The organism is Pseudostreptobacillus hongkongensis, from assembly GCF_001559795.1.
In the GTDB taxonomy this organism is placed as follows: domain Bacteria; phylum Fusobacteriota; class Fusobacteriia; order Fusobacteriales; family Leptotrichiaceae; genus Pseudostreptobacillus; species Pseudostreptobacillus hongkongensis.
On the sequence record NZ_LOHY01000094.1, the window covers coordinates 1 to 14,394 of the forward strand.

The 14,394-nt window shown below is 27.6% G+C and carries 15 protein-coding genes; 4 read left to right on the top strand and 11 right to left on the bottom strand.

What is annotated here, in order from left to right:
* Positions 1-202: 202 nt before the first annotated feature.
* The 11 genes from AYC59_RS04905 to AYC59_RS04945 form a co-directional block, all read right to left on the bottom strand.
* Positions 203-1,255, bottom strand: a complete 1,053-nt coding sequence (locus AYC59_RS04905) for an extracellular solute-binding protein (protein WP_082752683.1) — start codon at positions 1,253-1,255, stop codon at positions 203-205.
* A complete protein-coding gene (locus tag AYC59_RS04910; RefSeq protein WP_082752685.1) occupies positions 1,256-2,683 on the bottom strand; it encodes a UDP-N-acetylmuramoyl-L-alanyl-D-glutamate--2,6-diaminopimelate ligase in 1,428 nt (475 codons plus the stop codon).
* Positions 2,684-2,690: 7 nt separating this feature from the next.
* Entirely contained in the window at positions 2,691-4,385 is a 1,695-nt protein-coding gene (locus tag AYC59_RS04915) for an acyltransferase family protein (RefSeq protein WP_066895795.1), read from the bottom strand.
* 131 nt (positions 4,386-4,516) lie between these two features.
* The gene (locus tag AYC59_RS04920; protein ID WP_066895797.1) at positions 4,517-4,771 is read right to left on the bottom strand and encodes a hypothetical protein; all 255 of its coding nucleotides are present in this window, start codon (positions 4,769-4,771) and stop codon (positions 4,517-4,519) included.
* A 1-nt stretch (position 4,772) separates the two neighbouring features.
* A complete protein-coding gene (locus tag AYC59_RS08170) occupies positions 4,773-5,294 on the bottom strand; it encodes an N-6 DNA methylase (protein ID WP_342666617.1) in 522 nt (173 codons plus the stop codon).
* 440 nt (positions 5,295-5,734) lie between these two features.
* Complete coding sequence (locus AYC59_RS04930) at positions 5,735-6,922, bottom strand: hypothetical protein (protein WP_066895800.1); 1,188 nt, start codon at positions 6,920-6,922, stop codon at positions 5,735-5,737.
* A gap of 49 nt (positions 6,923-6,971) precedes the next feature.
* Positions 6,972-7,817 carry a KilA-N domain-containing protein gene (locus AYC59_RS04935; RefSeq protein WP_066895802.1) on the bottom strand — a complete coding sequence of 282 codons (846 nt, stop codon included), beginning with the start codon at positions 7,815-7,817 and terminating at the stop codon, positions 6,972-6,974.
* Between the two features lie 59 nt (positions 7,818-7,876).
* Complete coding sequence (locus AYC59_RS08450) at positions 7,877-8,056, bottom strand: hypothetical protein (RefSeq protein WP_245620652.1); 180 nt, start codon at positions 8,054-8,056, stop codon at positions 7,877-7,879.
* 20 nt (positions 8,057-8,076) lie between these two features.
* Positions 8,077-8,886 carry a type I restriction-modification system subunit M N-terminal domain-containing protein gene (locus tag AYC59_RS08455; RefSeq protein WP_342666618.1) on the bottom strand — a complete coding sequence of 270 codons (810 nt, stop codon included), beginning with the start codon at positions 8,884-8,886 and terminating at the stop codon, positions 8,077-8,079.
* Positions 8,883-9,275 (bottom strand): type I restriction endonuclease, encoded by a 393-nt coding sequence (locus AYC59_RS08275; RefSeq protein ID WP_082752691.1) that lies wholly within the window; start codon positions 9,273-9,275, stop codon positions 8,883-8,885. The genes AYC59_RS08455 and AYC59_RS08275 overlap by 4 nt, the downstream gene beginning before the upstream one ends.
* Before the next feature lie 282 nt (positions 9,276-9,557).
* Positions 9,558-9,809 carry a DUF4145 domain-containing protein gene (locus tag AYC59_RS04945; RefSeq protein ID WP_066895803.1) on the bottom strand — a complete coding sequence of 84 codons (252 nt, stop codon included), beginning with the start codon at positions 9,807-9,809 and terminating at the stop codon, positions 9,558-9,560.
* A 258-nt stretch (positions 9,810-10,067) separates the two neighbouring features.
* On the opposite strand from AYC59_RS04945, the gene AYC59_RS04950 reads away from it, so the two are divergent.
* Genes AYC59_RS04950 through AYC59_RS04965 form a run of 4 tightly spaced genes read left to right on the top strand, consistent with a single transcriptional unit; the run spans position 10,068 to position 14,264 of the window.
* Entirely contained in the window at positions 10,068-11,015 is a 948-nt protein-coding gene (locus AYC59_RS04950; RefSeq protein WP_066895805.1) for an alpha/beta hydrolase, read from the top strand.
* Entirely contained in the window at positions 11,015-12,331 is a 1,317-nt protein-coding gene (gene mgtE / locus AYC59_RS04955) for a magnesium transporter (RefSeq protein WP_082752689.1), read from the top strand. The genes AYC59_RS04950 and mgtE (AYC59_RS04955) overlap by 1 nt, the downstream gene beginning before the upstream one ends.
* Positions 12,331-13,692 (top strand): magnesium transporter, encoded by a 1,362-nt coding sequence (gene mgtE / locus AYC59_RS04960; RefSeq protein WP_066895807.1) that lies wholly within the window; start codon positions 12,331-12,333, stop codon positions 13,690-13,692. The genes mgtE (AYC59_RS04955) and mgtE (AYC59_RS04960) overlap by 1 nt, the downstream gene beginning before the upstream one ends.
* Positions 13,693-13,715: 23 nt before the next feature.
* On the top strand, positions 13,716-14,264 hold the full coding sequence (locus tag AYC59_RS04965; RefSeq protein WP_066895809.1) for a hypothetical protein: 549 nt from the start codon (positions 13,716-13,718) through the stop codon (positions 14,262-14,264).
* Positions 14,265-14,394: the final 130 nt, after the last annotated feature.

A 14,394-nucleotide genomic window follows, 5' to 3' on the forward strand; every position in this document is an offset into this window, starting at 1 on the left:
ATAGCCATATCTTAAAACAGAATCAAAATCTGTGTACTTAATCTACTAATTTTTATTTAATAAAAAGTCTAATATATTTATTCGCTTTATTCCATCTTCATTTTATAATAACTTTTTTAAGTCCACTTTAAAAACTTTTGGTTTTAACTAACCTTTTATACTTCACTAAAAAATGCACAAGTTTTCACCTGTGCATCTATATTTATTTACCTAGTTTTATTTCATTCCATATCTTATCTTGAATTTCTTTTGTTTCTTCATCTAAAGCTCTTGGTAGTTTTGCCTTAGATCTTATTTCTTCTGCAGATATTATTGGTTTAACATCTGAATTTTCTTCAACACCTTTAATTATACTTGGATTTCTTAACACTTTTAAAACTTCAACAAAGTTTTCTGGTCTGTATAAGAACTCTAAGAATTTATATGCATTTTCCTTATTAGGTGCTGTTTTAGTTATAGCCATGCTATCTATATACATCATAGCTCCTTGAGGTGCAAAATATTCAAATTTATTTGCATCAGTTCCTTCTACTTCATAATATACATCTGGATAACCATGAACTATAGCAAATTCACCACTTGCCATACCTTTCCCAGCTGCATTAGAATCGAACTTAGCAAGATTAGCTGCCCATTCTTGAACTTTAGCCTTAGCCTTATTTAACTCATCTAAATTTTTAGAATCTGATTCATATCCTAAATATTGAAGAGCTAATCCTAAAACTTCACGACCATCATCAAGCATAGTCATTCTACCTTTAAATTTAGTGTCTAAGAATATATCTGGCGTTTTAACATAATCTTTACCAATCATATCTGTATTAACAGTTATTCCTGTTGCCATATATGAATAAGGTATACTATAGTTTAAACCATCATCATAAACTTTAGAAATTTCTAATAAATCTAACTTTTCGTCCATATTTTCAAAAGTTTTACCAAGTTTTGACTTATCTAATTTTTCAAGTAAATCTGCTCCAACCATAACTGGAATATAGTCTGTTGAAGGTGAAACTATATCATATTCACTAGAACCTGCCATAAGTTTAGCAATCATAGTATCGTTATTATCATAATAACTTAAATTAACTTTTATACCTGTTTCTGCTTCAAAATCTTTTACAACTTTATCTGGAACAAAATATGTCCAAGTATAAATGTTTAATTCATTAGTACTCTTATTATCAGAAGTACTACCTCCACAACTTACTAAAAGTGTCAACATAGACACCATTAAAAATAGAAATCTTTTCAACTATCTACCTCCTAAATATTTTTTAGCTATTTCTCTATCATCAAAATGTATTTTTTCTCTACCAATAATTTGATAATCTTCATGTCCTTTTCCAGCTATCAAGAGTATATCATTTTTTTGTAACATTTGTATAGCTTTTTTTATAGCTTCTTCTCTATCCACTATTCTATAATATTCTATATCATGCATACCCTTTTCAACATCATCTAATATTTTTTCTGGATCTTCACATCTAGGGTTATCAGAAGTTATATATACCACATCACTAAATCTAGATGCAACATCTGCCATTATAGGTCTTTTAGTATTATCTCTATCTCCACCAGCTCCAAATACTGTTATTACTCTATTTTTTTTCATTATATTTAATGTTTTTAAAATATTCTCTAATCCATCAGGAGTATGAGCATAATCAACTACAACCATAACATCCTTATCATTTTCTATAATCTCAAATCTACCTGCTATAGATTTAACAGTTTCTAGTTTTGATATGACCTCATCTAAATCCATACCTAAGTTTAAACAACATAAAACTACTCCTAAAATATTAGAAAGGTTGTATTCTCCCATAAGTTTAGTAACTATTTCATATTCTTTATCACCTTTTGTTATTTTTACCCTCATACCTTTTAATGTATATTCAAGTATTTCACCTTTTATATTAGCATCTTCTTTTATAGAAAAAGTATAAGATTTATCTTCAAGTCTTCTACAATATTTATCGTCTTTATTTACTATTAATTTAGAACCATCTTTCATAAGATTTACAATAGAGGCTTTAGCCTGATAATAGTTTTCCATAGTTTTATGAAAATCTAAATGATCCTGTGTAAGATTAGTAAATATTGCACTATCAAATCTAAGCATATTAACTCTACCTATAGCTAAAGCATGTGAACTTACTTCCATCAAGAAATATTCAACACCTTTTTCCACACTTTTTTTCATAAGTTTTATAAGGTCTAATGATTCTGGTGTAGTATTTTTAGCTGGATATTCTTCATCTAATACCCTATAACCAGTAGTTCCAATTCTTGCAGAATTAGTTAATATAGATTCTAAAATATATGTAGATGTTGTTTTACCATTAGTTCCTGTTACTCCAACTATCTTTAACTTATTTTGAGGATATCCATAAAAATTAGAAGCAATTTTACCTAATTTTTCTCTTAAATTCTTAACATATACTATATTAACCCCTTCTGGATAATCTATATCATCTCTTTCTACTATTATCATAGATGCGCCTTGATTTATAGCTTTATCAATAAAATTATGTCCATCTACAACAGAACCTACTAAAGCTACAAACACATCATTTTTAGATATACTTCTAGAATCATAGTCCATTTCTTTAAATTCTTTGTTTTCACCATTTCTTAAAACAACATAGTCTAAACCTTTAAAAATTTCTTCTATTTTCATAACTCTCCTATTTTCCACTTATAGTAGAATAAACTAAATCAACATATTTTTTTACACCATTTTGTTTAGGATGTGTCCCATCTTTATAGAATAATTCTCTATTTCCTTTTGCTACTGAATACCAATCTATCATTTTAATATTAGGATATGTTTCTGATAAATTCTTAATTTCAGCATTTACACTTTTTTCCCAAGAATCTGGAACAACAACATTAATGAAATATATTTCTCTATTTCCTAATATAGCTAAAACTTTTTCTAAATCTTTTTTAGAAATTGTTCCATTAGTTCCAAGTCCTATTACTACTGTATCGTATAAAGTACCCTTTGATTTCATATCTTCAAGTATTTCTGGTAGTTTTGAAAATTGTCTTGAAACTTTAGAATCAATAACTGCATTAGGATATTTCTTCTTAAGCTCAGTTTTAGTCATTTCCATTACAGAATCTCCAACAAAACTTATTTTTCTATCATCTACCCCACTAACCTTATTCTCCGCTACTGTTTCTTTATTTTCCTCTACTTTAGGTGTTTCAGTTTCCACCTTAGATTGTTCTTCTCGAATTTTATTCATTTCCTCTAGATCTTTATTTACATAATCAGGTAAAGCATAAACACTCCCTACCGTCAGAATAAATAACCCTATTAATATTTTTTTCATTTCAAATCCTTTCTTTTCAAAAATATAGTATGATATTTCTGAAATTACTATCAAGACTACTATTTCTATTAAAAACTTAACTGAAAAATCTAATGTTGACCATTTAAAAATTTCTCTTAAGAATATCATGATAGGAAATTGCCATAAATAGTATTGATATTCTCTTTTACCTATAAAAGATATAAATGATAATATATGGCTAACTACTGGTAGTTCTACTTTTTTAATATTAGTTTTAACAAGTAAAACTGCTATTAAAGATACAAGTAAACTCGTAATATATAGTCCACCATAATAGTTTATAGGATTTTGATAATCTATAAAGAATGAATATGCTATCAACAAAATATATCCTATTATACTTGATAACAATAAATATGTTTTTTCTATTAACGATATTTTTCTATTATAATAAAAAGCTGCAACTGCTGCTGCTATAAAGAAGGTAAACATTCTTGTATCTGTTCCATAATATATAACAGAAAAGTCAACTCCATTATAGAACTTATGCCCCATAATCAAAGCAGATATTAAACTAATACTCAAGAATACCCAACTCATATTTTTAGTTGACATTTTAACTTTTCTAAACCCTATTATTAATAAAGGTAGTATTATATACATTTGTAATTGAAAAGAAAGTGCCCAAATATGAGTTAAAGGTAACAATGTATTATACTTATCAAAATATGATATTTTATAAATTATTTGAAATAAGTTATTAACTCCAAAGACTGAATATACAGCACTTGCCCTATACTTAGCTTCTAATCCACCATTCAAAAAATATATAGCTAAAGTTGAAAATAAAATTATAGTTAATAAACTCGGGTAAATTCTAACTATTCTTTTTTTAATTTCTTCCCAAAAAGTAAAGTCTCTTTTTAATAAGTTGTCTGTAACTAAGTACCCACTTAATGCAAAAAATACTATAACCCCTACATACATTCCTTGATATGAAAACCAGTGGTAAACACATATCATAATAAGAGCTATTGCTCTTAAAATATCTAATCCTTCTATTCTTCTCTTCTTATTCATTTTCTCCATTCTTCCTTTAACATTTTTAATATATTTTATCATATCTATATAAATATTACTATATATTTAAAGAAAGAAAAAAGAAAGTCTAAACTTTCTTTAACCTTTTTATTCATGTTTAACTTTTATTTTCAACCTAATTTTCTAATAATATTATACAACTTTAAAGAATAAATCAATAAATTATATCTTACCTCTAAAAGCCTTATCAAGTATACTTTTTTCAAATAAAGAAATCCTAAATTAAAATAGTAAGTGTCTATATTTGTTTTAGGAGCTCCTCCACTAATTATAGATGTTATATCTCCAAGCCTTACACATTCCCATTTTTCTGGTAATTCATATGGTTGTTCTTTCTTGGGTATCTCTTTTATGTTATATACCATACTAGTCCTCTTCTGTTAACCCACTATTTTTTAATTCTTGGATTACTTCATCTAAAAGAGAAATAGCTTCTTTTAAACCATCTATTATTTCTAATGTATTTGATATTGGATTAGGTAACTTGTATAAATCAAGTAAAGTTTCATCTTTTATTAGTCCTAAATCTAAAGAGTAATCTTTCTTTATTACTTCATCTATACTTACCTTATTCCATCTTTCTAATTCTTCTTTTCTTTTTTCATCTTTATATGTATTTTCAAATTCTTCAAAATATTTTTCTGTAAGTGATGTATTTTTACCAAAATTAGGCATATTTGTTCTTAAATCATAGAACCATATATCCTTTGTATTATTCATATCAGTTTTACCTCTATTAAAGAATAATACATTAGTTTTTACTCCTTGAGCATAAAATATTCCTGTAGGTAATCTTAATATAGTATGAACGTTACATTTATTTAATAAATCTTTTCTTATTTCTTTTCCTACTCCACCTTTTTTGTACCAAATGGAGGATTCGTTAATATTAAATCAAAATTTTTAAGTTCTATTCCTAAAGATGATAAAGTATCCCCTTGTAAGAATGTCCCCACTATTCCATGTAGTAATAATTCATTACTCCTTGTCTATGAGTATCAGCTACAAGTTCATAACCTAAAAAGGCTTGTTTTTTCTGAAAATCATATTCTTCATCTTTAAGATCTATATAATCATCTGTCTTTGATTTAAGGTATCTATCACCTGATATTATGAAACCTAAAATACCACATGTTAAATCGTATAGGCAACATCAATGTATTAAAGTCTAATTCTCTGTTAATTCAGTTGGATTATTAATCCTATAAACTGGGATTTATCATACACTTTTATAGTTTAAACTTGATATAAAAATCAAACTATAAATACTATTTCATAACATTAAGCCCTACTCTTTACACCATATAAATGAGTCCAAAGGAATTTGATTACGATTTAAATTCATTTAAAAAACGTTCTGCATAGCCTTCATTATTGAGCACATCCTTAATTCCTTTTATCTTTTCTTCACGTTCTTGTATATCTAAATTCAGCAATAACTTTGTTTCTATAATTAAATTTTGAATATTTTCATCTTCTACATAATCGTAGAGATCTTCCAATCTTTTAATCTTTTCTTCTGTTGCTAGATTATGTTCAATAACATCATTAATTATTTCAATACATTCTTTTTGGGCAGGAAATTCAAACATTACATTTTCTTCTGCAAATAGCGAAATCAACTTTTCTCTGTCATACGGCTTATCTAATTCTTCGTATAAGAATTCTACCTCATCTACCAGGTCTTGTGGAATTATTCCTCTAGTAATATCACTTAAATATGTTATTAAATTTGCCGGATCAAACCCCAGTGCCTCAATCTCATCCACATATTTCAAAAAACTCGTTTTATCTTTAGAGTTTCGCAAGTAAATTAGGAGCTCTTTTACAGCTAAATATTCATTGTCCTGATCTTTTATTAGAGATTTTTCTTGACTATAGAATATTTTGGATGCTTTTGAATCTGACCGTAATTCATATGTATATGTTTGATTTTTTGAACTTCCCTTTATAACTAACTTATAGTATTTTGCAGCTATACTTTTTAAAGTTCGACCAAACAATTCTTTTACATTTTCATTTACTACAATAAAGCTGCCATAAAAAAACCCTGTATTGGTTTCCACATAATTGGAATCGCTTTTTAAAAAAGTACGAATTAGCTCTATCTCTTTGTCCCAGTCTCCATCAATATTAAATCTCATATATCTTGCTGTATTATAAAATCCACACAAAAGTTCAAATAAAGCATTTTCTTGTTTTGAGAACTCTATGTTTTCGTTATGAATTTTTAACACTTCTTTTATTTTATCTCTCAATCCAGTATGGCTATGAGTGATTAACTCCTTTTCAAATTTTGTTTCATCAACCTCATCATCCAATGTCCACAATACATAAACTATTTTTTCTAAGCGCTCAATTCCTACCGCCATATTATAGAGAGACGCAAAAGTTGGTCCTTTATTCGATATATATTTTAATCGACAAAATTCATGAATGCCATTATATATAAACTCACCTGCAATGTCCAACTCTATAACCATATTAAAATTCTTATATTTCCACCGTTGATCCATTTCTTCACCTATAAATTAAAATTTATCTCTATTATTAACTGAAAAATAATTATTTCTTTTCCTCTAATTTTTTAATACCACTATCACCAAGTTTTTCAAGTGATATCAATTGTGTTATTGCAAGTTTTCTAAGCTCTATCATCCTTTCCTTTTGTTCCATACCTTTACCGATAAGAATTGCATTATAGCTTTCCATATTGGCAAGCACCAGTAACTCATTCAGACTTGCATAGTCCCTCATATTACCTTTCAAATCTGGATTTTCTTCACGCCACTGTTTTGCTCGCTTGTTAAATAATGCAACATTGAGCATATCTGCTTCACTTGCATATTTATAGGATAACTGTTCATTGGTAAGATCCTTTAATAGATATTCTTTGATTGCATCTGTATGGATTTTATAGTTAATCTTAGAAATTTCTCTATTCAAATTCCAACCTAATGATAGCTTAGAATTTTCATCTAACTTAAGCCTTTTGTAATCTTGGATTAAATAGAGCTTAAACTCTGCTGAAATCCACGAAGCAAATTCCATTGCTATATCAGGATGAGCGAACGTTCCTCCGCCTCTCCCAGATTTAGAAACAATACCGATCGCATTTGTATTTTCAATCCATCTTTGAGGCGATAATGTGAATGCATTTGTTCCTGCTTCCTTTCTAAAGGAGTCGAATTCGACCCCTTTAAAATTAGGATTATGAATAGTCTCCCATAAACCAAGGAATTCAATTGTATCTCTTACTCTTAGCCAGTTTTTAACAACATCTTTAGGTTCATGCACATTTTTGTATCTTGCAATATCCGTTAAACTTATATAGTCATTTTTAAAGTCTTCAGTATAAATTTGAATAGCAAAACCTTTTGCTTCAATCGTGTCTTTTTTCACCTTAGACATGTGAGTGCCTCCTTTATGTTGATGTACTGTTTACAACATTTATTTTCGTAATAACTGCTCTAAACAGCACACCAACGATTCATTTTTTTGATTTTAAACTTTGGTAGAAGCTCTAAAACCTTTGTATTTACTTGACTATTTGCCTGTGTCATTATTATGACACAAAATCCATCAGCTGGATCACATATTTTTTCTCCTATTTTTGGTTCTATAACCTTAACTATAGAATCTATTAACACACGAGGAGTAAAGTACTGTCCTACACCAGATTTCTTTTCTGAGGCATTTTTTCTAATAAACCTTCATAAAGATCCCCTAAATCTTCTTTATCTACTGAATACCAGTCTATCTTATCTATTTCATAAAATATCTTTCTTAAATTAGATGGTTCTTCTATATTTGTTTTTGCATTCTTATATATAGTAGAAAGTGAAGTTGCACTTTGAGATAAATCAATTAAAGCTCTTTGATAAGTTGACTTTAATTCTAATCCATCTAAAAGTATTAAATTATCCCAGCTATATTCTTCAGGTATTTCTTTTTCTTGTTCTTTTTCTTTTGCCATTTTTAAGAATAATATATATGTCAACTCTGTAACATATTCGTGATATGTAATACCATCATCTCTTAAAACATTGCATAAATTCCATAATTTTTGTACTATTTCATTACATTTTCTTGTTGCACGTCCCAACATTTGATGATAAAGTATACGGCTATTTACTTTTCTTAAAAATACAAGATTAGAAATTCTTGGAACATCTATACCCATTGTAAGTAAATCAACAGTAACTACTATAGTTGGATATATTTCATTTTTAAATTTCTTAATAAGATTGTCTATATCTTTAATTTCACCAGTCATTCTAACTATCATATCATCGTTAATATCATATATTCCTTGTTCTATATATGCTTGTTTTAAATATTCAACTATCTTGTCTGCATGATTTCTATTAACTGAAAATATTAAAGTTTTAGCAGGACCCTCTGGATTAATATTCTCAGCAAGAGCTTCACAAACTACCCTATTAAAATTATCGTTTGTAATTTTTCTATTAAATCCTATGGCGAATAAAAGCCTTTAAGTGCTTTAAAAGGCATTTTCTTATCCCTTAAATCTTTAAATAGTATACCTGATTTTTCAGGTAAATCCTTATTATATTCCCTACCATTACTTGAAAATATGAACGGTACCTTATATTCCCTTTCTTCTACATTTTTATATAGTATAACTCCATCAGGTAAATTTATACCTTTTGAATATATAGTTGCATCATTATTAAGTGCACCTAAAACATCTTCTTCAAATTTTTTAGCTTCAATTATACCTACAAGTTTAAGACCTACAAATAAGGCATAATCTGCATATCCTTTTTTCCCATTTTCCTTAATACAAGGCCATTCTGCTATAGTTAAATTCTTATTATTTTGAGGCTTAACTTTACCATATTTTATAACCTCGGTATCAACTTCCCAACCTGCTTATCTTAATTTTTCATCTATAATTACTCTTGTTTCTTTTTCATTTAATTCACGCTTAACCTTACCACGTAAGATTTTTCTTCTCTCTTCTTTAGACTTTAAATATTCTAATTTAGAAAAAACATCTTCTAATTCTTTTTCCTTTTCATCTGTTATTTTAACAAGTTCTTCATATCTTTTAGTATTATCAATATTTTCTGGTTTTTTATATACAACCGTTTCTGCATTAAAATTAAAATCTGTACCATATATTTCTTAAAACCATGCTCCAAGTTTTACAGAAAGAGATATTAAAGTCGGCCATTTCACTGTACCATAAGTTCCATGTGCTGCCTTATTACCTTTAATACGCAAAATATTTAATATATCTTCTATATCATTTGTAATCAGACTATATCTTTCTAATATACTTATCCTTTTATATGCTTCGGTTGTTTTTGTGGTATCTAAATTTTCAAGAATAAATATATTTTTTACCAATTCTTCACTAAATTGTCTAAGTTTCATAATTTATGTATTAGGATCTTTATACATTACACTTTCAGCCATTTCACCTATTCTTGCTAATTGTTCCAAATCCTTTTCTAAAAACTAAAATTTGAAACCATCTATTCTTATATCGCATATTTCATCTTTGTTAAAATTATACCATAAAATATATATTTTTAACAAAAAATATTCATAAATTATATCTTATATTCTTCACTTTATTTTTACTCATATTAATGATATAATTAAAAATATTATATTAAGTGAGGTGATATTGTGAAAAAAGGATTAAAATTATGTTTTATCTCACTTTTTTTATTTAGTTGTTCAAGCATAGTAACAACAAGTATAAAAAGTATAAACTATCTTTATTCTGGAGATAAATCAAATATAGTCGGTATAGGACATACACTTAAAGACTATGAACCCGGTTGGTATCCTAGTAAAAATACCCATTTTGAAAGGATATATTATTCCAAAACAAAACTAGAATTAATTAAACCCAAAAATAAGCAGAATAAGTATGTAATATATTGGGCTCATGGAGGTGCATTTCTTTACCCATTAACCAATTTTTACAGAGAACTTGCAGAATATATGATACGTGTTAATGATAATTATGATATAGTTTTTGTGGATTATAGGCAACTACCAGAACATAAATACCCAGAGGGGAATATAGACTTTGAAAACGGTCTTAAATGGTGTATGGAAAAGTATAACAAGGTCTATGTAATGGGTGATTCTGCTGGTGGTAACCTCGTTATGTCAAATTCATTAAAAAGAAGAGATGAAGGACAAAAACTTCCTGATGCTATCGTATTAATATCTCCATTTTTAGATATTTCATATACAGTAAACAGTAGGTTTGAGAATGTTAAAACAGACATATTAATAGGTAGTAAAAAAGATGATTTTAAACCTGCCAAACTTTTAGCAGAAAATGAATATTTTAAGGGATTTGATAATAAGGATCCATACATTTCTCCTGTTTTTGGAGAGTTTGATAATTTCCCTCCTACATATATAGAGGTTAATAAAGGTGAATTACTCTTTGATGATTCAAATATAGTGGCACAAAAATTAAATAAACTTGGTATAGAAAACGAATTAAAAATAACAGAAAACTTATTCCATGACTATATCATATTAAAAGCTTTACCTGAATCAAAAATAGCAATTCAAAACATATTTAAATTTTTGGATAAACAAAGAGGTGAGTAATGGAAAAAGAACTATTAGAAATAAGACAAGAACTATTAGATACTAATCCTGTAGAACTTGCACAAGATCTTGAAGAATTAGAAATACAAGATATAGTTGACATATTGTATTTAATAGAAGTTGAACATTCAGCTGAAGTCTTTCCTTATCTTTCTATAGATAAAAAAGAAGAATTAATATTAAAGTTAAATCAAAACTTTGTATATGACTTAATAGAAAATCTATATACAGATGATATTAAAGAAATTTTAGATAATGAGAATGAAGAAGTAGTTAATAGGATACTTGACCTTGCATCACCAAGTAGAAAGTTACAATTAAATTTACAATTAAAATTTGATGAATATTCTGCCGGGGCTTTAATGTCTGTGGACTTTGTTAAAATATCTGATGAAGATAATGTTTTAATAGCTATGAAAAAAATTAAATCTCAGGAAAAAATAGCTGAGACTATTTCTTATTGTTATGTAGTAAATGAATATTCAACACTTATTGGATGTATATCAATGAAAGATATACTACTTGCACCTGATGATATGCTAATTAAAGATTTAATGGAAAGTGATATAATTACAGTAAATGTAGATGATGACCAAGAAGAAGTTACTCAAGTTTTCTCTAAGTATGATTTACTTGCAGTACCAGTTGTTGATGATATGCACCACATACTTGGAATAATAACTATAGATGACGTTCTTGATATTATAGAAGAAGAAGTAACAGAAGATATTCAAAGAATGAACGCCATTAATCCAACTGAAGGTAATTATTTAGATCTTTCTACATTTGAAATGAGTAAAAGTAGGATAGTTTGGTTATTAATACTTATGATATCAGCAACAGTTTCTGGATCTATAATTACAGCAAACAAAGATATAACAATTCTTTCATCTGTTTTAATATTCATGCCTATGATAATGGATACAGCTGGTAATGCTGGATGTCAATCTAGTGCCATGGTTATAAGAGGGATAGTTGTAGATAATATGACCATTTCTAACATATGGGATATATTAAAAAAAGAATTATTAAGTTCTGCTATACTTGGAGCTATACTATTTGTAATTAATACTTTAAGAATTATAATCCTTATGCCCTCAGTAGGTTTTGTTACAGCTTTCGTTGTATCACTTACTATTCTTATAATCGTTACTACAGCAAATATAATAGGGGGATTACTACCTATTATGGGGCACTACTTTAAAATAGATCCTGCAAGTATGAGTGGACCTGTACTTACTACAGCTTGTGATGCAATTTCACTTATAACATACTTCGGGCTTATAAGACTATTCCACATGGGAGGATTGATATAATGTATACTATAGAACAAATTGAAGATATCTTAATCAATGCTATTCGTGAGAAAAAAGTTGATACTATTCGTGAAATATTTCAAGAATATAACATAGTTAATCTAGCTGAAATTTTTGAAAAACTTGATACTAATGAGGCTATATTTACATTTAGAATATTACCTAAAGATATAAGTGGACAGCTATTTTCTTACCTACCAGCAAACATACAACAAAGATTAGTCGAAATACTAAGTTCACATGATGTATCTGAAATTATGAATAATATGTTTAATGATGATATCGTTGAATTTTTAGAAGAAATGCCCGCAAATGTCATCAAAAAGATACTTTCATCAATGAATGATAAAGATAGAAAAGAAATTAATACTTTACTAAGCTATGAAGACTTTACCGCAGGAGCTATGATGTCTTCTGAATTTATGGAACTTCATAGTAAAGAAACTGTAGAAAATGCTATAAAACTAATTAAACAACAAGCAAACCTTGTAGAAACAATTAATGTTTGTTATGTTATAGATTCTAAAAGAAACTATTTAGGAGTTGTTCATTTAAGAGATATTATAGTTGCTAAAGAAAATGAAATTATAGAAAATCTAGTAACTGAAGAAGATATATTTGTCCATACTTCTACTGACCAAGAAGAGGTTGCTCGTATTTTAAAACATTACGATTTAACTTCACTGCCAGTATTAAATAACGAAAACAGATTAATAGGTATAATAACTGCCGATGACGTTATTGACGTATTAGTTGAAGAAGCAACAGAAGATATCCATAAAATAGGAGGGGTAAACCACGTTGAAGGATCATACCTAAATACAAATATATTAGAAATGGTGAAATCACGTATTTCTTGGCTTCTAATACTTATGATTTCAGGATCTTTCACAGGATACATCCTGCAAACATTTGAAGATAAATTAAGTGCTGTAGCAGTACTTGCAGCATCCGTTCCGGTTATAATGTCAACTTCAGGAAACGCAGGAAGTCAATCAAGTTCAACAGTAATACGTGCTATTACGGTTGAAAAACTTACTTTAAAAAAGAATTTATTTGATATTATTAAAAAAGAATTATTAGTTAGTTTACAATGTGGTCTTGTAATATTTATAGTTAATATTTTAAGATTACTTCTTCTATCACCAGAAGGTATGAACATACAAATTGCAATAGTTGTATCTCTTGCAATAATTGTTTCCCTTACATTAGCTAACATTGTTGGTGGTATATTGCCTTTAATATCAGAATCCTTAAATACAGATCCAGCTAGTATGGCTTCACCTGTAATAACAACACTTGTAGATGCTGTAAGTCTACTTGTATATTTTTCACTTGCAACAAGTATATTGAAAATATAACTTAATTTAAAAGGAAAATATTTATGAAAAAAATTACATTATTTTTATTATCTGTTATAGCAACTATTTGTTTTTCTCAAACAACTATAACTCAAGAGGATTTATTAAACACTTTAAAACCAAGTTTAGAAAATGCATTAACTTTTAAAAAATACAAAGAAGTTTATGCAAGAAGTGCTAATGTTGGTGAAGTAATTAAAACATATACAAAAGATGGACTAGAAACTCAAAATATTGCAAAACAAGGAGATTATGTAGTTAAAAATACAACTGCTACTAAAGAAATGTATATATTAACTGAAACAAAATTTAATGCAAGATATATGTTTAAATCTAAATTAGATGATGTTTGGGGAATTTATTCTCCTATAGGAAAAATAAAGGTATTACAAGTTAATGATGAATTACTTAAAAAATTAAATATTTCAGATGATACTTTCTATATCATGGCTTCATGGGGAGAAAAAATGATAGTTAAGAAAAATGATTTTTTAGTTTCTCCTTTAAGTATTAATGAAGTATATAGAATAGCAAATCACGAATTTTTCGAAACATATAAACTAGATAAATAATAATTTTAAATAACTAGAAGGGAGATTAAACGTATTATTACAATTAATCTCCTTTATATTAATGAAAGGAAAACAATAAAAAATCTAAATAATGTTGCATTTATTTTTTGAAAAGGTAACATGTAATTTG

Excerpts from the sequence above, each read along its gene's own strand:
- AYC59_RS04910 (WP_082752685.1), bottom strand. The coding sequence starts at position 2,683 with ATGAAAATAGAAGAAATTTTTAAAGGTTTAGACTATGTTGTTTTAAGA.
- AYC59_RS04915 (WP_066895795.1), bottom strand. The coding sequence starts at position 4,385 with ATGAATAAGAAGAGAAGAATAGAAGGATTAGATATTTTAAGAGCAATA.
- AYC59_RS04920 (WP_066895797.1), bottom strand. The coding sequence starts at position 4,771 with ATGGTATATAACATAAAAGAGATACCCAAGAAAGAACAACCATATGAA.
- AYC59_RS04930 (WP_066895800.1), bottom strand. The coding sequence starts at position 6,922 with ATGGATCAACGGTGGAAATATAAGAATTTTAATATGGTTATAGAGTTG.
- AYC59_RS04935 (WP_066895802.1), bottom strand. The coding sequence starts at position 7,817 with ATGTCTAAGGTGAAAAAAGACACGATTGAAGCAAAAGGTTTTGCTATT.
- AYC59_RS04945 (WP_066895803.1), bottom strand. The coding sequence starts at position 9,809 with ATGAAACTTAGACAATTTAGTGAAGAATTGGTAAAAAATATATTTATT.
- mgtE (WP_082752689.1), top strand. The coding sequence starts at position 11,015 with ATGGAAAAAGAACTATTAGAAATAAGACAAGAACTATTAGATACTAAT.
- mgtE (WP_066895807.1), top strand. The coding sequence starts at position 12,331 with ATGTATACTATAGAACAAATTGAAGATATCTTAATCAATGCTATTCGT.
- AYC59_RS04965 (WP_066895809.1), top strand. The coding sequence starts at position 13,716 with ATGAAAAAAATTACATTATTTTTATTATCTGTTATAGCAACTATTTGT.